The 17,672-nt window shown below is 71.2% G+C and carries 16 protein-coding genes; 8 read left to right on the top strand and 8 right to left on the bottom strand.

All coding sequences use genetic code 11. The features are described from left to right. Positions 1–81: 81 nt before the first annotated feature. Complete coding sequence (locus BM342_RS02125; RefSeq protein ID WP_218154882.1) at positions 82–849, bottom strand: polyprenol monophosphomannose synthase; 768 nt, start codon at positions 847–849, stop codon at positions 82–84. Positions 850–913: 64 nt separating this feature from the next. Continuing rightward, positions 914–2,461 carry a peptide MFS transporter gene (locus BM342_RS02120; protein WP_092963877.1) on the bottom strand — a complete coding sequence of 516 codons (1,548 nt, stop codon included), beginning with the start codon at positions 2,459–2,461 and terminating at the stop codon, positions 914–916. A gap of 147 nt (positions 2,462–2,608) precedes the next feature. Between BM342_RS02120 and BM342_RS02115 the strand changes: the two genes are divergently transcribed. Both BM342_RS02115 and BM342_RS02110 read left to right on the top strand, forming a co-directional pair. After that, complete coding sequence (locus tag BM342_RS02115) at positions 2,609–3,349, top strand: DUF4097 family beta strand repeat-containing protein (RefSeq protein ID WP_092963876.1); 741 nt, start codon at positions 2,609–2,611, stop codon at positions 3,347–3,349. A gap of 121 nt (positions 3,350–3,470) precedes the next feature. After that, a complete protein-coding gene (locus tag BM342_RS02110) occupies positions 3,471–4,277 on the top strand; it encodes a hypothetical protein (protein ID WP_092963875.1) in 807 nt (268 codons plus the stop codon). A 48-nt stretch (positions 4,278–4,325) separates the two neighbouring features. On the opposite strand, the gene BM342_RS02105 is transcribed toward BM342_RS02110, so the two are convergent. Next, positions 4,326–5,138 carry an LLM class F420-dependent oxidoreductase gene (locus BM342_RS02105; RefSeq protein ID WP_092963874.1) on the bottom strand — a complete coding sequence of 271 codons (813 nt, stop codon included), beginning with the start codon at positions 5,136–5,138 and terminating at the stop codon, positions 4,326–4,328. Positions 5,139–5,297: 159 nt separating this feature from the next. On the opposite strand from BM342_RS02105, the gene BM342_RS02100 reads away from it, so the two are divergent. Together BM342_RS02100 and BM342_RS02095 are read left to right on the top strand one after the other, a co-directional pair. Further along, the gene (locus BM342_RS02100; RefSeq protein WP_092963873.1) at positions 5,298–5,735 is read left to right on the top strand and encodes an Lrp/AsnC family transcriptional regulator; all 438 of its coding nucleotides are present in this window, start codon (positions 5,298–5,300) and stop codon (positions 5,733–5,735) included. A gap of 2 nt (positions 5,736–5,737) precedes the next feature. Further along, on the top strand, positions 5,738–6,124 hold the full coding sequence (locus BM342_RS02095; RefSeq protein WP_092963872.1) for a GntR family transcriptional regulator: 387 nt from the start codon (positions 5,738–5,740) through the stop codon (positions 6,122–6,124). Between the two features lie 19 nt (positions 6,125–6,143). Here BM342_RS02095 and BM342_RS02090 read toward each other — a convergent pair whose 3' ends face one another. Further along, on the bottom strand, positions 6,144–7,295 hold the full coding sequence (locus BM342_RS02090; RefSeq protein ID WP_092963871.1) for an SLC13 family permease: 1,152 nt from the start codon (positions 7,293–7,295) through the stop codon (positions 6,144–6,146). Between the two features lie 119 nt (positions 7,296–7,414). Between BM342_RS02090 and BM342_RS02085 the strand changes: the two genes are divergently transcribed. Further along, complete coding sequence (locus BM342_RS02085; RefSeq protein WP_092963870.1) at positions 7,415–8,968, top strand: APC family permease; 1,554 nt, start codon at positions 7,415–7,417, stop codon at positions 8,966–8,968. An 87-nt stretch (positions 8,969–9,055) separates the two neighbouring features. On the opposite strand, the gene BM342_RS02080 is transcribed toward BM342_RS02085, so the two are convergent. Next, on the bottom strand, positions 9,056–10,246 hold the full coding sequence (locus BM342_RS02080) for a RimK family alpha-L-glutamate ligase (protein WP_092963869.1): 1,191 nt from the start codon (positions 10,244–10,246) through the stop codon (positions 9,056–9,058). Positions 10,247–10,273: 27 nt separating this feature from the next. Here BM342_RS02080 and BM342_RS02075 point away from each other — a divergent pair, with 27 nt between their 5' ends. Further along, the gene (locus BM342_RS02075) at positions 10,274–10,750 is read left to right on the top strand and encodes an ATP-dependent zinc protease family protein (RefSeq protein ID WP_092963868.1); all 477 of its coding nucleotides are present in this window, start codon (positions 10,274–10,276) and stop codon (positions 10,748–10,750) included. 92 nt (positions 10,751–10,842) lie between these two features. Here the strand turns inward: BM342_RS02075 and BM342_RS02070 are convergent, their stop codons facing one another. Beyond that, positions 10,843–14,484, bottom strand: coding sequence for a proline dehydrogenase family protein (locus BM342_RS02070; RefSeq protein WP_092963867.1), 3,642 nt, complete (start codon positions 14,482–14,484; stop codon positions 10,843–10,845). Positions 14,485–14,650: 166 nt separating this feature from the next. On the opposite strand from BM342_RS02070, the gene BM342_RS02065 reads away from it, so the two are divergent. Beyond that, positions 14,651–15,592, top strand: a complete 942-nt coding sequence (locus tag BM342_RS02065) for a LysR family transcriptional regulator (protein ID WP_092963866.1) — start codon at positions 14,651–14,653, stop codon at positions 15,590–15,592. Positions 15,593–15,667: 75 nt separating this feature from the next. Next, positions 15,668–16,060: an META domain-containing protein gene (locus tag BM342_RS02060; protein ID WP_092963865.1), complete on the top strand. Its 393-nt coding sequence runs from the start codon at positions 15,668–15,670 to the stop codon at positions 16,058–16,060. 37 nt (positions 16,061–16,097) lie between these two features. Here the strand turns inward: BM342_RS02060 and BM342_RS02055 are convergent, their stop codons facing one another. Together BM342_RS02055 and BM342_RS02050 are read right to left on the bottom strand one after the other, a co-directional pair. Beyond that, a complete protein-coding gene (locus BM342_RS02055; RefSeq protein WP_092963864.1) occupies positions 16,098–16,517 on the bottom strand; it encodes a VOC family protein in 420 nt (139 codons plus the stop codon). Between the two features lie 37 nt (positions 16,518–16,554). Continuing rightward, positions 16,555–17,613 carry a helix-turn-helix transcriptional regulator gene (locus BM342_RS02050; RefSeq protein WP_092963863.1) on the bottom strand — a complete coding sequence of 353 codons (1,059 nt, stop codon included), beginning with the start codon at positions 17,611–17,613 and terminating at the stop codon, positions 16,555–16,557. Positions 17,614–17,672: the final 59 nt, after the last annotated feature.

Here is a 17,672-nt window from a genome sequence, read left to right as displayed (position 1 = left end):
GGTACGCGACCGTTCGTCCGTCGGCGGTACGCGACCGTTCGTCCGCCGGCGCGAGCGGCGCAAGCGGGAGCGGCGAGGGCGTCAGGCGGAGTGCGCCTCGACGTCGGCTCCGCGCGTTCGCCGGAACAGGTCGGCGATGCCCCACCCGGTGACCTTCACCATGGCCTCGACCACGATGAACGGGCTCATCTTGGAGCGTCCGTGCACCCGCTCGACGAACGTGATGGGCACCTCGACAACGACGAGTCCGGCCTGGCGAGCGTGCCAGAGCATGTCGACCTGGAACCCGTATCCGCGGGTGTGCACGTCGTCGAGGTGGATCGCGCGCAGCGCCGACGCGCGGAACACCCGGTATCCGGCGGTCGCGTCGCGCGTCGAGAGCCGAAGCATGGTGCGCGCGTACGCGCTGCCCCACCGGGAGAGCAGCTCGCGGTGGCGGGGCCAGTTCTCGATGGTGCCGCCCGGGATCCATCGCGAGCCGATCACGACGTCGACCGGCCTGCCCGCGGCATCCGGAACCGCGAGCGCGTCGAGCAGGCTCTGCAGCTGCTCGGGCAGGTGCGAGCCGTCGGCGTCCATCTGCACGATGGGATCGTGGCCGCGCTCGAGCGCCCACCCGAACGCCTCGAGGTAGGCGGCGCCGAGCCCCTCCTTCGCAGTGCGGTGCAGCACGCGCACGGCATCGTCGTCCGCGGCGAGCGCCTCGGCGATGTAGCCGGTGCCATCGGGCGACGAGTCGTCGACGACGAGCACGGATGCCGCGGGCACCGCAGCGCGCACGCGGGCCACGAGCGACGCGATGTTCTCCCGTTCGTTGTACGTCGGGATCACGACGAGGGCGTGCGACATCCTTGACTCCCCTCGGTTGCGCCCGCCCATCGTAACCGGCGGCGGCCGAAGGGCCGGAACGCGCTCAGCGGACGCCCGACATGAGCGAGAGCACGGGCTTGCGAGCAAGCCACAGCGCACCGCCCAGCACGATGGCGATCAGGCCGAGCACGCCGAAGTAGGTCGCCTCGTTGACGAGCGTGTAGAACGCGCCCAGTTGTCCGGCGATCGCGGTGCCCAGCGCGACCGACAGGAAGAACAGCGCGACCATCTGGGCGTGGAAGACCTTCGGAGCGAGCTTGGTCGTGACCGAGAGGCCGACGGGCGAGAGCAGCAGCTCGGCGATGGTGAACACGAACAGGATGAGCACCATCCAGAGCAGCGGCGTCGAACTCGCGCCCCCGTCGGCGAACGGCAGGAAGAGCAGGAATGCCAGGCCCATGATCGCCGTGCCGAGCGCGAACTTCACGGGGGTCGACGGCTGCCGGTCGCCGAGCTTCGTCCAGATCGCGGCGAACACGCCCGACAGGATGATGATGAAGATCGGGTTGATCGACTGCACCCACGAGACCGGCATCTCCCAGCCGAAGATCGTGCGGTTCAACTGCTCGTCGGAGTAGAGCGTCAGCACCGTGAACTGCTGCTGGTACAGCGACCAGAACGCCACGCTCGCGATGAACAGGGGGATGAACCCGTACACCCTGCGGCGCTCGACGTGCTCGATGTGCTTGCTCGTGAGGATCACGACGAACATCGAGATCGCGGCGACGACGGTGCCGGCGATCACCCAGGTCACGAGGTTCGCGGCGGTGACGAACCCGACGAGCACGAGCACCACGATGACGACGACGGATGCCGCGGCGATGCCGATCGCGATCCCGAATCGCGAGCGGGGCAGCGGGTTCGGGATCACGGATGCCCCTGGCGGGAGCCCCTTGCGCCCGATCGAGTACTGGATCAGGCCGAACGCCATGCCGACCGCAGCGAGCCCGAACCCGAGGTGGAACCCGAGCGCCGGCGGGTAGCCGTTCTCGGCGGTGAACGTGTTCTGCAGCAGGCCCGTCAGGATGGGTCCGAAGAACGCGCCCAGGTTGATGCCGAGGTAGAAGATCGAGAAGCCGGCGTCGCGCCGGGAGTCCTTTGCCGAGTAGAGGGTGCCGACCACCGTGGTCGCATTGGCCTTGAGCCCGCCCGACCCGAAGGCGACCAGCACGAGACCGATGCCGACGCCCCAGAACCCCGGGATCAGTGCGAGCCCGATGTGCCCGGCCATGATGACGATGGCGCTGAAGAACAGCACCCGCTCGGATCCGAGCAGGCGATCGGCGATCCACGCACCGAGCACGGTGGAGAGGTAGACCGCCCCGCCGTAGGCGCCGACGATGCCGGTCGCGACGGCCTTGTCCATTCCGAGGCCGCCCTGGTCGGCCGGGTAGAACAGGTAGAGCAGCAGGATGCCCTGCATGCCGTAGAAGCTGAAGCGCTCCCACATCTCGACCCCGAAGATGTGCACGAGCGGCCGTGGCTGCCCGAAGAAGCCATGATCGCCCCGGGTGTCGCGCTCGCCGCCGTCGTCTACCCACGGCTCTGGCGGGCCGTACTCCCCCGGGGCAGGTTCGGTCACCTTGCCCATGCGGGCCAGCCTAGACCTCAGGTCGTTGCGTCGACAGGACTTCGCGCGGGGCTGCCGGAGTCCGGACCCGGGGGCATGCCCCCGTGCGGGCGAGAGGCACGCCTCGTTATCGTCTGGGACAGGGCGACAGCCCGTGGGGGGAGAACCATGATCCACACAGCACGCACGATCGGGATCGGCGCCGTCGTCGCGGCCGCGGCGCTGGTGCTCAGCGGATGCGGGCTCCTGCAGCCGCCCGAGCGGTTCCGCGACGACGCGACCCTCGAGGGCACGGTGCACACGATCGAGATCGACGAGCCCGACGGGAGCGTCATCGTGCGCGGGGCGGCCGACGCCACCGGCATCGAGGTCTCGCGCACGGTCTCGTACCGGGGCGAGCGGACCGTCGGCGAGACCTTCGAGCTCGACGACGGCGTGCTCGTGCTGAGCGGATGCGGGCGCAACTGCACGGTCGACTACACCATCGACCTGCCGGCGGGCGTCGACGTGCGCGGCGCGACCACGAACGGCGCGATCGAACTCACCTCGGTGGGCGCGGTCGACGTCTCGACCGCCAACGGCGAGATCGAACTCGACGACGTGTCCGGTGCGATCGAAGCCGAGACGAGCAACGGGCGCGTCGAGGGGCGCGGCCTCGCCGGATCCGGCATCCGGGTGTCGACCTCGAACGGCGCGGTCGACCTGCGACTCGCGACCCCGCAGGACGTCGACGCGCGAACGTCGAACGGCGCGATCGACCTGGCGGTGCCGACCGAGGGCGCGGGCTACCGAGTCACGACCGACACGTCGAACGGCTCGGTCGACGTCGACATCGACGAGGACTCCGACGGCGAGTTCACGCTCGACCTCGCCACGTCGAACGGGTCGATCACCGTCACCGGGCGCTGACGCACCGACGCTGACGCTGACGCTGACGGTCGCGGGCCCCCACTGGAGCGGCGACGCGGGGGCCGCCGGGCGGACGGCCGATCACGAGGCTTGCCGCAGGCGGAGCCGTGAGGGATCCTGAATGGAGACCCGACGTCACGCCGAACGCCGCCCTCAGGCGATCGCGGCGACGGAGGGCGCCATGGTGGGCAACGAGGACCAGCACCGACTCGACCTCGCCCGCCTGCAGCGCATCGCCTACGGCTCCGGGGCGACGGATTCCGAGCGGGCCGCCGCCGCACGCGCGCTGGCCGAAGCGGACTCCGCGGCGCACCCGCCGAATGGGTCGGCGGCAGACCTCCCCGGGCCGTCGGACGTCGCGCCGCCGGCCCGACCGACCGGCGGCGGGCCGTTCCCCGGCGGCGCGGGCAATGCCGAGCGGGACCGCCGCACGCGGTCGCGCCTGCGCTGGACCATCGTCACCGGTGCGGCCGCGCTGGCCGCCGGGGTGCTCGTCGGGTGGATGCTCGGCGGCCGTGGGCCCGACCCCGGATCATCGCCCGGCGCGGCGCCGGCCCCGACCGACATCACCTACGCGGAGTACCTCGAGTCGCTGCCGCGCGTGTCGGACGCGGAGGCCTCGGCGGTGTTCACCCGCGAGTCGATCTCGGGTGACGCCCTGCCTCGCTCCTGGGCCCGCGACGGGTTCTTCCAGCAACGGCTCCTGCTCACCCTGCCCGACGGCACCGACGTCTTCGCGGCCCGCCGGGAAGGCGAGGCCTGCCTGGTCCTCGTGTTCCCGGCGACGGCGGGGGGCCAGAGCCGTTGCACCGAGCAGGGGCGGTTCCCCGAGACGGGCATCCACGTGGTCGCCTACCGAGACGCGGCCCGCTTCGAGGTGGTCTGGATGTCCGACGGCGCCGTGATCGTCACGACCGAGCCGCACTGATCCGAGCTGCTCTGATCCGTGCCGCACCGTTCTGGCGAGGTGGCGCGCTCAGGCGGCGGCGCGCGCGTTCTTCGCGTCGCGCCAGGCCAGGTACTCGCGCACGGCCGTGAGGTCGTAGTCGGGTCCGGTGATGCCGAGCGTGAACAGGCGCACGCCCGCGTCGTAGAGCGCGTCGGCGTGCTCGAGGTCTGCGGTGCCGCGCCCGAGCTCGTTCGACACGGTGATCTCCGAGACGTCGCGACCGACCTCGTCGCCCCATGCCTTCAGCACGTCGAGCTTGTGCCCGAGTTCGGCCGGCGCGACGAACGAGTGCCAGATGTCGGCGTGCTTCGCGACGATCTTGAGGGTCTTCTGCTCGCCCTTGCCGCCGATCATCACGGGGATCTTGCGCGTCGGCGCCGGGTTCAGCTTCGCCCAACGCGCCTCGATGCGAGGCAGCGCGCCGGCGAGGGCGTTCAGGCGACCCCCGACCGTGCCGAACTCGTAGCCGTACTCGTCGTAGTCGCGCTCGAACCAGCCCGACCCGGTGCCGAAGATGAAGCGGCCCTCGCCGCCCTTCGCGCTGATGTGGTCGAGCGTGCGGGCCATGTCGGCCTGCAGGTCGGCGTTGCGGTACGAGTTGCAGTTCACGAGGGTGCCGAACTCGAGGCGCTCGGTCTGCTCGGCCCAGGCGCCCAGCATGGTCCACGCCTCGAAGTGCAGGCCGTCGCGGTCGCCGTACAGCGGGAAGAAGTGGTCCCAGTTGAAGACGATGTCGGCACCGAGATCCTCGAGCCGCAGCACCGTGTCGCGGATCGCGGAGTATTCGGCGTGCTGGGGCTGCACCTGGATGCCGAGGCGCACGGTCGAGGTAGGGCTCATGATTCGAGCCTACGACCGTTCCGGAAGGCGATCGCCGGTCGCTCGACATCCGCGCGTGCGACGGCCGTGGTCTGCCGACACGGTCGTACTTCGGATTCGCGCGCACGATTCCCGCGTCGACACCTGTCGAGGCGCAACCGATCGTCGTACACTCCGAGGATGGACAACCTCGACCGCGCCATTCTCGACCTCCTCCGACAGAACGCTCGGGCGGGGTACGGCGACATCGGATCGTCGGTCGGGCTGTCGGCCTCGGCCGTCAAGCGGCGCGTCGACCGTCTCGTCGCCGACGGCGTCATCCGCTCGTTCACGATCCAGGTCGACCCCACCGTCGACGGCATGTCGACCGAGGCGTACGTCGAGCTGTTCTGCCGCGGCACCGTCGCCCCCGACGAGCTCCAGCGCATCCTGCAGGGAGTGCCCGAGGTCGTCTACGCGGGCACCGTCACGGGCAGCGCCGACGCGATCGTGCACATGCGCGCGCGCGACATCGCCTCGCTCGAAGACGCCCTCGAGCGCGTGCGCATCGCCCCGAACGTCGACCACACGCGCAGCGCGATCGTGCTCTCGCGCCTCGTCAACCGCAGCAGGGACTGACGATGACGGATGCCGCGAGCGGCCCGCTCGGGCTCACGATCGACCCCGCGGCATCCGCACCGCCGTTCGAGCAGTTGCGCCGGCAGATCGTCGAGGCCGTGACCGACGGAACGCTCGCCCCCGGAACCCGGATGCCGACCGTGCGCGCCCTCGCCGCCGACCTCGACCTCGCGGTGAACACCGTCGCGAAGGCGTACAAGGCGCTCGAGGCAGACGGCGTGCTCGAGGGCCGCGGTCGCTCGGGCACGTTCGTGTCGGCGACAGGCGACCCGGCGACGCAGCAGGCCCAGCTCGCCGCGATCGCGTTCGCCGACCGTGTGCACCGGCTCGGCCTCGACGACGCGACGGCCCTCGCACTCGTCGAGGCGGCGCTCCGCGCCCGGCCCTGACCGGACCTGCGTTCCCGCCTCAGCTCGTCGCGGCGAGCGCGAGCGTCGCAGCCACGACCACGAGCGGCGCCAGCAGCAGCCCGAGGAGCATGAACCGCGGCCAGGAGATCTCGACGCCCATCGACACGAGGCGCTGATGCCAGAGCAGCGTCGCGAGCGAACCCCACGGCGTGATGATCGCTCCCGCATTCACGCCGATGAGCAGGGCCACGAGCCGCACGGGATCGTCGGCGAACGGTTCGAGCGCCAGATACGCGGGCAGGTTGTTCACGAGGTTCGCCGATGCCGCGCCGACGCCCGCGAGCCGCAGCAGCTCGAGCGGGCCCTCGCCCGTGCCGGCCAGCGCGGCGAGCACGTCGGTCGCGCGGGCCGCGTGCAGCGCCTCGACCGAGAGGAACAGCCCCGACGCGAACACCACGAGCTGCCACGGCACGAGCGATCCCGTCAGCACGCCGGGCCGCCGAACCGCGAAGGCCACGACGAGCACCGCGGCCGCGACCGACGCCGGGATCCACACCTCGAGGCCCGAGACGAGCAGCGGCACGAGCGCCGCGAGCGTGATCGCCGCGATGCGGAAGAGCACGGGGTCGTCGGGCGGCCCGGCCTGCTCGGGCTCGAAGCGCGCCAGCAACTGCCTCGGCCTCGTCGCGAAGAGCACGACGGCGGTCACGAGCACCGCGACCAGCGCCGGCGCCGCGGTGATGGCGGCGAACTGCAGGGGGTGCAGGCCGAGGTGCTCCGCGGCGAGCAGGTTGGTGAGGTTCGACACGGGCAACAGCAGCGAGCCCGTGTTCGCGATCCACACGGTCGTCAGCGCGAACGGGATCGGCGAGATGCGCGCATGCGCCGCGAGCGCGACGACCACGGGCGTCAGCAGCACCGCCGTCGTGTCGAGCGAGAGGAACACGGTCGACGCCGTCGCGAGCACCAGCACGAGCAGCCAGAGCACGATCGCCCGCCCGCGGGCCATCGCCGCGAGCCGCTCGGCGAGCACGCGGAACACGCCGGCCTCGGACGCCAGCTCGGCCACGACCGTGACCGCGACGACGAACGCGAGGATCGGCAGCACGCGCCCCGCGAGCTCGGCGACCGCCTCGGGCGGGAGCACGCCGAACACCGCGGCCGCGACTCCGACGAGCAGCAGCACTCCGCCGACGATCGCGATGCGCACCGCACGACGTTACCCCGCCGGCGTCCGCCCGACGACCCGTTGCGGATGCGGCCGAATCGAGGACAGGCCGTATGGCGCTGCCCTTGACCGCCGCGGGCGGACAAGCCTAGCTTCTGAACATGGCTGCAGGAACCCCGACCACACCGATCGACATGTCCCGGTCCGACGGCAAGGGACTCGCCGTCGGCACGCTCGGGCTCTGGGGGTCGACCGTCATCGGTCTGGCCTCGACCGCGCCCGTCTACTCGCTCGTCGCGACCCTCGGGTTCGTCGTGCTCGCCGCGGGCGCCCAGGCGCCCGTCGTCTTCGTCATCGCCTTCATCCCGATGCTGTTCATCGCCTTCGCCTACCGCGAGCTCAACCACGAGATCCCCGATTGCGGCACCACGTTCACGTGGGGCACCAAGGCGTTCGGCCCGTGGGTCGGCTGGATGGGCGGCTGGGGCGTCGCTGTGGCCGGCATGGTCGTGCTCGCCAACCTGGCGCAGATCGCCGGCATCTACTTCTGGTCGCTCATCGGCGACGGCTCGCTCGCCGAGAACGCGGTCGTCGTCACGGCGACGGGTGTCGCCTTCATCGCGGCGATGACCTGGGTCAGCTGGCGCGGCGTCGAACTCGGCGAGCGCATCCAGAACATCCTGCTCGGCATCCAGTACGTCGCACTCGCGATCTTCGTCGTCGCCGCCCTCTGGCAGTACTTCTCGGGCGAGGCCCCCGGCGCGACCGCGTTCGACTGGCAGTGGTTCAACCCGTTCGCCCTGACCGACTGGCACGGCTTCGTGGAGGCCACGCTGCTCGCGCTCTTCATCTACTGGGGCTGGGACACGTGCCTCGCGCTCAACGAGGAGACCAAGGACCCGAAGCGCATCCCGGGCCGCGCCGCGCTGCTCACGACCGTCATCCTGCTCGTCACCTACGTCGGCGTGACCGTCGCCGCCATGATGTACGCGGGTCTCGGCTCGTCGGGTTCGGGGCTCGGCAACGAGGCGAACGCCGACGACTTCTTCCTCGCGATCAAGGACGGCCTGCTCGGACCGTTCGGGTGGATGCTCGTGGTCGCCGTGCTCATCTCGGCCGTGTCGTCGACGCAGACGACCATCCTGCCGACCGCACGCGGCACGCTCGCGATGGCCGCCTACAAGGCGCTCCCCCGCCGGTTCGCCACGGTGCACCCCCGGTACAAGACCCCGTCGTTCTCCACGCTCGTCATGGGCGTCGTCGCGACCGTGTTCTTCGTCGGCATGGCGCTCATCAGCGACTCGCTGCTGCAGGACAGCATCCTGTCGCTCGGCCTTGCGATCGCCTTCTACTACGCCATCACCGGGTACGCGTGCGTCTGGTACTACCGCCGCGAGCTCTTCACGTCGGCGCGCAACTTCTTCTACAAGGGCCTGCTCCCGCTGCTCGGGGCGCTCCTGCTGACCTACGCGTTCGTGCAGTCGGCGATCGACATGTTCGACGTCGACTACGGCTACACCGTGCTGCTCGGCATCGGCGGAACGTTCGTGATCGGCATCGGGTCGCTCGCGCTCGGCGTCGTGCTCATGGTGATCTGGTTCATGTTCCCGCGCGCGAAGGCGTTCTTCCGCGGCGAGAGCCTCAACCGCGAGACGCCCGTGCTCGTGCCCGAGGAGCCCTCCGACTACCAGCGATCCATCGACGGCGGGATCTGAGCAGCGACTCGGGCCCCGTGCGGCTGCGGCACGACCGCGCGGCGGCACGACGCCGGCGTGCGAGGCCGGCCACCGGCATCCGCTCGCTCACCCCTCGGGGATGGGCTCCTTCGGCAGGCGGCGCACCTTGGCGCGGCGCTTGCGGCGCTCGGGGATCATCGACCGCATCTCCTCGAGGCGGCCGAAGCAGAGCAGGCGGTCGCCCGACTCGAGCAGCACGCCCTTTCGCGGGTTCGGGATCACGTTCGTGCCTCGGTGCAGCGTGAGCACCGTGATGTCGCGCTCCCAGAGGCCCGATTCGCCGAGCGTCTTGCCCACGAGGTCGGCGTTGCCGTGCACGAGCAGTTCGGCCACGCCGTAGCCCGTCGAGACGGTGAGGCGCTGGCGCACGTCGATCTCGGGGAACGCGACCTGATTGGCCATGTAGTCGATGATCGCGCCCGCGACGTCGAGGTTCGTGGCCGTCTCGATGCCCTGCAGGCCGGGCGACGAGTTGACCTCCATGACGAGCGGGCCGTCGTTGCCCTCGAGCATGTCGACGCCCGCGACCTTGAGCCCCATGATCTGCGCCGACCGCACGGCTGCGAGCTCGTACTCGGGCGTCAGTTCGACCGGCTCGACGCTGCCGCCGCGGTGCACGTTCGAGCGGAACTCGTCGCCGTTCGCGACCCGTCGCATGGCCGCGACCACGCGGTCGCCGACGACGAGCGCACGGATGTCTCGGCCGCGGCTCTCGGCGATGAACTTCTGGATCAGCACGTTCTGCTTCGTGGAGTGCAGCGTCTCGATGATGGCCTCGGCGACCTTGACCTGGGGAGCGAGGATCACGCCGATGCCCTGCGTGCCCTCGAGCAGCTTGATGACGACGGGCGCACCGCCGACGAGCTCGATCGCCTGGCGAACGTCGGCGCGATTGCGCACGAACGACGTAGGCGGCAGCGCGATGTTGTGACGCGACAGGATCTGGTTCGCGCGCAGCTTGTCGCGCGCGTTCGAGATGCCGTTGGCGGTGTTCGGCGTGTAGACGTCCATCTGCTCGAACTGGCGCACCACGGCCGTGCCGAAGTACGTGATCGAGTTGCCGATGCGCGGCAGGATCGCGTCGTAGTCGCTCAGCGGACGACCGCGGTACTGCAGGTCGGGCTCTGCGCCGGCGAGGTCGATCGCGAACCGCAGGGTGTTCAGCACCTTGACCTGGTGACCGCGCTGGAGCGCCGCCGCACGGAGTCGTTGGGTGGAGTACGCCTGCGGGGCACGCGAGAGAATCGCCAGTTTCAAAGTGAGCCCCTGCCATGATGGGTCGAGATGAGAGAGCCAGACCATTCAAGCACCATCGCCGGATGGCGCGAGTGGGCGAGCCTTCCCGAGATCGGCGTCGAGTGGATCAAGGTGAAGCTCGACACCGGAGCACGGTCGTCGTCGCTGCACGCGTTCGACGTCGAGGAGTTCGAGCGCGACGGCGAGCCATGGGTCCGCTTCGGGGTGCAGCCGTGGCAGAACTCCGACGAAGACGCCGTCGTCGTCGAGTCGCGCGTGCACGACCGTCGGGCCGTGCGCAGCTCGTCGGGCCACTCCGAGGAGCGCATCGTGGTGCTGCTCGACATCGTGCTGCTCGGCCGCGAGATGCAGGCGGAGGTCACGCTGAGCAACCGCGACGAGATGGGATTCCGCATGCTCATCGGGCGCGAGGCGCTGCGCAACGGGTTCCTCGTGGCATCCGGGGAGTCGTTCCTCGGCGGGCGGGCGCCGCGCGGCGTCCGTCGCCAGAACCGCGGGCGCTGACCCCCACCGGCCGACCGCGTGGCGGCGACACGAGAACGGCCGCGCGCGACATCCGATCGACGGATGCCGCGCGCAGGCGCCTCAGGCGACGGTCAGATGACGCCGTCGGTGATCGTCGTCGGGTTGCCGAACCGGTGGTTCGTGATCGAGATCGCCTGCTCGTGCAGGAACGGCAGCAGCTCGACGCGACCCGACGGGGTGGCCCGGTGCGACCAGACCGCGACATCCGGAGTGCCCTCGAGCGCGACCGCGAGCGCGACCGGGTTACCGCCGACCATGCGCACGCGCGAGGCGCCGACGCCCTTCTTCGAGACCCGTGAGAGCCACGCGGCGTCGCCCTCGCGGGTGATGTCGACGTTCTTCGCGCCGAGCAGCTGCGCGACGCCCTTCGGCAGGTCGTGCGCGGTCGAGACGCGCAGGGCCGAACCGGCGAGCACGCCGGCCGCGATCACCCGGAGGCCCTCGCCGAGTGTCGCGGCCTCGCCGATGCGGATCGTGACGGGCAGCGAGCGGTAGCGGAAGAGGTTGCGCTCGACGCCGACGCCCGAGACGTCCTTGACGGTCGCGTACTCCTCGGTCCACGCGATCTGGTCGGACAGCGCCGAGCGGCGGAGCACCTCGAACGACTCGAAGTCGAGCGAGGACTGCGAGGCCTCGATGACCTCGGAGACGCGCTTCTCGAGCCCGCGCAGGTGCAGCGAGCCCGACGTGGCGTCGTGCTGGGGCACCCAGTCGCCGAGGCCGAACAGGTAGTTCGGGCCGCCGGCCTTGGAGCCGGCACCCACGGCCGAGCGCTTCCAGCCGCCGAACGGCTGGCGCTGCACGATCGCGCCCGTGATGCCGCGGTTGACGTAGAGGTTGCCGGCCTCGACCCGGTCGAGCCAGGTCGCGACCTCTTCGGAGTCGAGCGAGTGCAGGCCCGCGGTGAGGCCGTAGTCGACGGCGTTCTGCATGCGGATCGCCTCGTCGAGGTTCTTCGCGTGCATGACGCCGAGCACCGGGCCGAAGAACTCGGTGAGGTGGAAGTACGAGCCGGGCGCGACGCCGGTGCGCACGCCCGGAGACCAGAGCCGGCCCGTGCCGTCCAGACGCTTGGGCTCGACGAGCCACTCCTCGCCGATGCCGAGCTGCGTGAGCGCGTGCTCGAGCTTGCCGTTCGCGGGCTCGACGAGCGGGCCCATCTGGCTGGTCGCGTGCTCGGGCCAGCCGACCTTGAGCGACATCGTCGCGTCGACGAGCTGGCGCATGAAGCGCTCCGACTTCGCGACCGAACCGACGAGGATCACGAGCGACGCGGCCGAGCACTTCTGGCCCGCGTGGCCGAAGGCGCTCTTCACGACATCGGATGCCGCGAGGTCGAGGTCTGCCGACGGGGTCACGATGATGGCGTTCTTGCCGCTCGTCTCGGCGAGCAGCGGCAGGTCGGGCCGGAACGAGCGGAACAGCTTCGCCGTCTCGTACGCGCCGGTGAGGATCACCCGGTCGACGGAGCGGTGGCTGACGAGTCGGCTGCCGAGATCGCGCTGGGCGAGGTCGACGAGCACGAGCAGGTCGCGCGGGATGCCGGCCTCCCACAGCGCCTCGACCATGACGGCGCCCGAGCGCTGCGCGAGCTTCGCGGGCTTGATGACGACGGCCGAGCCGGCGGCGAGCGCGGCGAGCACGCCGCCGGCCGCGATCGCGACCGGGAAGTTCCACGGCGGGGTCACCACGGTGACCTTCGACGGCACGAACTCGGCGCCCTGCACGTGGTCGAGCTCGCGGGCTCGCTCGGCGTAGTAGTGCGCGAAGTCGATCGCCTCGCTGATCTCGGGGTCGGCCTCGGCGATGGTCTTGCCGGTCTCCGCGGCCATGACCTCGATGAGGCGGTCGCGGTTCGCGGCGAGCGAGAGTCCCGCGCGGTGCAGTACGGCTGCGCGCTCGTCGCCCGAGAGCTGCCCCCACGCACGGCCGCGCTCGGCGGCGACGGCGACGACGTGGTCGAGGGTGGCGGCGTCGTCGACGCGCGCGGCGGCGATCGTGTCGATGCCCAGACGCGACTCGGGAACCCGCGCGAGGATGCGGCGACCCCAGTCGCGGTTCGCAGCGAGCGCAGGGTCGGTGTCGGGCTCGTTCGTGAATCCGGGCGTCACGCCGGACCCCTGAGGCGCCGGGACGCCGTCGAGTGCCGTCGCGCCGTCGAACGCGTCGAGACCGTCGCCCAGGCTGCCGCGACGGATGCCGAGCACCACGCTCGTGAGCGACTCATCGCCCTCGTGCTCGGCGCCGGGCGCGGGTGCGTCCTTCGGCGCCATGGCCGCGGCGAAGGACTCCTCGGTCCACTCGGTGCGCCGGTTCTGCACGCGGTTCGGGGCGGGCGCCGCCGACGGGTCGACATCGGCCTCGAGCGCCGCGAGCGAGGCGAGGTAGCGCGCCTGCTCGCGGTCGAAGAGCCGGGCGTTCGACGCGAGGTCGAACACGGCCGACATGAAGTTCTCCTGGCTCGCGTTCTCTTCGAGGCGGCGCACGAGGTAGGCGATCGCGACGTCGAACTCGCTCGGGTTCACGACGGGCGTGTAGAGGAGCAGGTTGCCGACGTCGCCGCGAACGGCCTCGGCCTGTCCGGTCGCCATGCCGAGCAGCATCTCGAACTCGACGCGGGAGGTGACGCCGCGGTCGACGGCGGTGACCCAGGCGTCGGCCACGTCGAACAGGTTGTGGCCGGCGATGCCGAGCTTGACGGCATCCGTGCGCTCGGGGGTCATCGACCAGCGCAGCACGCGCTTGTAGTTGGTATCGGAGTCCTGCTTGGTGCTGTAGGTGGCGACCGGCCAGCCGTGCACCGCGGCGTCGACGTGCTCCATGGCGAGGTTGGCGCCCTTGACGACGCGCACCTTGATGGGCGCCCCGCCCTCGGCGCGGCGACGCGTCGCCCACTCGTTCAGCTGCTGCATGGCGCCGAGCGCGTCGGGCAGGTAGGTCTGGAGCACGATGCCGGCCTCGAGCTGCTTCAGCTGCGGCTGGTCGAGCAGCGCCGTGAAGACCGCGATCGTCAGGTCGAGGTCGCGGTACTCCTCCATGTCGAGGTTGATGAACTTGGCCTTGCCACGGGCCTCGTTCTTCGCGGCGAGCTCGTAGAGCGGGGTGAGCTTGGCGACGACCTTCGCGACGGCCTCGTCGAACGACCACATCGAGAGCTGGCTGACGACGCTCGAGACCTTGATCGAGACGTAGTCGACGTCGTCGCGCGCGAGGAACTCGGTGGTTCCCTTGAGACGGCGGTCGGCCTCGTCTTCACCGAGCACGGCCTCGCCGAGGAGGTTCAGGTTCAGGCGGTTGCCCGACTCGCGCAGGTGCGCGATGGCCGGGCCGAGCTTGACGGGCGTGGCGTCGAGCACGAGGTGGCCGACCATGGCACGAAGCACCCGGCGGGCGATGGGCACGACGACCCAGGGCAGCACGGGCGCGAACACGCCGCCGAGGCGGATCGCCGCGCGCAGGTACCACGGCAGGAACTTCGGGGTCAGCCTCGCGACCTGCGCGAGGTTGCGCCCGGCGACCCCGAGGTCCTCGGGGCGCATGACGCCGTCGACGAAGCCGACCGTGAAGGCGAGCCCGTTGGGGTCCTTCAGCACGCCGGCGAGGCGCTCGGCGGAGACTTCGGCGGGGTACTCGGCGCTCTCGGCGAGCCAGCGGCGCACCAGTGCGACGACGCGTTCGGTGCTCTGGGTGGCGAGCGTGGCGGGGTCCGACATGGTCACGAGGGTAGTGTCCTTTGCTTCGGGCGCCCTGGGGTTCGCTGCGCCTGTCGGGTTAAGTGTGCGCCGTGACATCCGTTCGGTAAAGCGAATGAATCCGATGGATACTGTTCAGCAGAACCGAATGGTTCGATGACGGAAGATCGGATGCCGGAGGCCGCCCATGCTCGACGTGCGACGCCTGCGCCTGCTGGTCGAGCTGAGCGACCGCGGCACGCTCTCCGCGGTCGCCGAGGCGCTCTCGTACAGCCCGTCTTCGGTCTCGCAGCAGCTCAGCCTGCTCGAGCGCGAGGCCGGCGTGCCGCTGCTCGTGCAGGTCGGCCGCCGCGTGCAGCTCACGCCGCAGGCCGAACTGCTCGTCGGCCACGCGCGCGCCGTGCTCGACCGGCTCGAGGAGGCCGAGGCGGATGTCGCGCGGTCGCTCACCGACGTCGGCGGCACGGTGCGCATCGCCGTGTTCCAGTCGGCGGCCCACGCCATGGTGCCGCAGGCGCTCACGCTGCTGCGCGCCGAGCACCCGAACCTGCGCGTCGAGGTCACCGAGCGCGAGCCGGAGGCCGGGCTCTTCGAGGTCGCCGCCCGCGACTTCGACCTCGTCATCGCCGAGCAGTACCCCGCCCACACGCGCGCGCACCGCGACGAGCTCGACCGCGTGCGGCTGGCGCGCGACGCCATCCGCCTCGCGCTGCCGCCGCACCCGACCCGGCTGATGCCGCGCGGCGACCCCGACCCGAGCCGCATGCTCGCGGCCGCGAGCGGCATGCCGTGGGTGCTCGAACCACGCGGCACGGCATCGCGCGAATGGGCCGAGCAGCTCTGCCGCGACGCCGGGTTCGAGCCCGACGTGCGGTTCGAGTCGGCCGACCTGATGGCGCACATCCGCCTCATCCGCACGGGCAACGCCGTCGGGCTGCTGCCCGACCTCGTGTGGGCCGGCGAGGCGCCGAGCGTGGCGCTCGTCGACCTGCCGGGGCATCCGCAGCGCGAGATCTTCACCTCGACGCGCCTCGCCGCGGCCACCCGCCCGGCCGTGGTCGCATGCCGCGACGCGCTCGCCCGCGCGGCCGCCGCGACGGCCACGCCTGCGGGCGACGGGCTGTCGTAGCGCACGCTCCGCTCGTGAACGCCCCATGCGACGACGCTCTGGCGGTCCACCACCGAACGGGGATAGCCTGCGACCATGAGTGGACTTCGGGGAGTCGCATTCGCTGCTGTCGCCGTCTTGACGGTGCTCACGCTGTCGGGATGCCTCGGCGAAGAGGGCGATGATCGGGGCGGATCGGTCGATCCGACCGGCACGTGGGGCGACACGTCCGACACGACCGCGCCCTCGCTCGTGCTCGCCGACGGGGGCGGCCTCACCGGCACCGACGGGTGCAACCGGCTGACGGGCAGCTGGACGGTCGATGAGTCCGACCACGTGGAGTTCCACGACGTCGCCTCGACGCGCATGGCCTGCGAGGGTGTCGACACCTGGCTCGAGGGACTGAGCCAGGCGACCATCGCCGACGACACGATGACCGTGATCGACCAGGACGGCTCGGAGATCGGCACGCTCGAGCGCCAGGACTGACGCTCGAGCGCTCTGCCCGGGGCGGGCGGCGAACGAGTCAGCCCTGCTCGTGCATCCAGGGCGTGTAGCTGACGCCCACGAGCAGCCCCTCGGGGCTCATCAGGCGCGAGGTCGTCTGCCCCCACGGCTCCTCGTGCGCGCCGACGAGGATCTCGTGGCCGGCCGCGCGCAGCTCCTCGACCGCATCGGCGACCGCTGCCGGGGTCGCGACGTCGAACTCGACCCACGCCTGCGGGCGCAGCCGGTCGGCGGGCCACACGGGAGTGCCGAACGTCGCCTCGGCGGCCTGGCTCAGCGGCCAGATGGCGAACGCCTTGGCGCCTTCGACGTCTTCGGTGTGGAAGTACCCAGGCGCGTTCTCGTGGAACGGGATGCCGAGCGCCCCCGCCCAGAAGTCGTGCGATGCGGAGTCGGCCGTGCCGATCGGCCCGAACCCGGCGATGAAGGCGATGTCCATGCGTCCATGGAACGCCCGCCCACCGACATCCGCTCGCTCACGCGCCGGCGCCGCCAGCACCGCCAGCACCGCCGGCACGGCCGACGCCCGATGCCGCCGCGAACCGCTCTCCCTGCTCGGCGAGGAACGCCTGCACCTCGGGCGGGCCCTCGACCCGGTACTCGATGCCGCGCGGCATCCACATCAGCGCCATGACGAGGTTCTCGACCTGATCGGCCTCGAGCGGCCAGGCGCAGTGCCCGTCGTCGATCGCGACGACGTCGCGACCCCACCAGCCGAGATGCGCGACGAGCTCCTCGCGCGGCACGGCCGCGACGACCCGCATCGACACGCTGCGTTCGCGCCAGCGCAGCGCGCGCTCGACGCGCGATCGCGCCTCCTCGTCGGTCATCGGGCGCGGCTCGAAGTTCACGCGCGTCTGGAACGGCTCGCTCATGCGGTCGAGGCGGAACGTGCGCCAGTCGTCGCGGTCGCGATCGAACGCGAGCAGGTACCAGCGGCGGGCGACGGGCACCAGCCGGTGCGGCTCGACCGAGCGCGCGGACGACTCGCCCGAGGCATCCGTGTACCGGAACCGCAGCCGCTCGGAGTCGCGGCAGGCGAGCGCGAGCAGGCCGAGCAGCTCGGAGTCGACCTCTGGGGCCGGCACGCCGGAACCGCCGGCACCTCCCGCCCCGCCCCCCGACCGCCCGACGCCGATGCCCGGGCCGACCGCCGCGTGCGACTGCAGGGCCTCGATGCGCCGGCGCAGGGCGGCGGGCAGCACCTGCTCGATCTTCGCGAGCGCGCTCAGCGTGGTGTGCTCGGCTCCGCGCAGCCCGGCGGTCGCCTGGCTGCGCAGCCCGATCGCGATGGCGACGCCCTCGTCGTCGGTGAGCAGCAACGGCGGCAGACCGGTGCCGGCCTCGAGCCGGTAGCCGCCGGCGCTCCCCCGCAACGACTCGATGCCGTAGCCGAGCTCGCGCAGCCGCTCGACGTCGCGTCGCAGCGTGCGCTCGCTGACGTCGAGCCGGTCGACGAGCTCGCGCGCCGTCCAGTGCCGGTGACTCTGCAGCAGCGACAGCAGTTCGAGGGTTCTCGTGGTGGTTGCGGCCATAGTCGAATTCTCTCGTGAAACCGGACAGAAGCTGACCGCAATGCCGAGCAGAGTGCAGG

The organism is Agromyces sp. CF514 (assembly GCF_900113185.1).
Classification (GTDB): domain Bacteria; phylum Actinomycetota; class Actinomycetes; order Actinomycetales; family Microbacteriaceae; genus Agromyces.
Note: the sequence above shows the minus strand (reverse complement) of the source record. Positions and strands in the feature narration are given on the sequence as shown.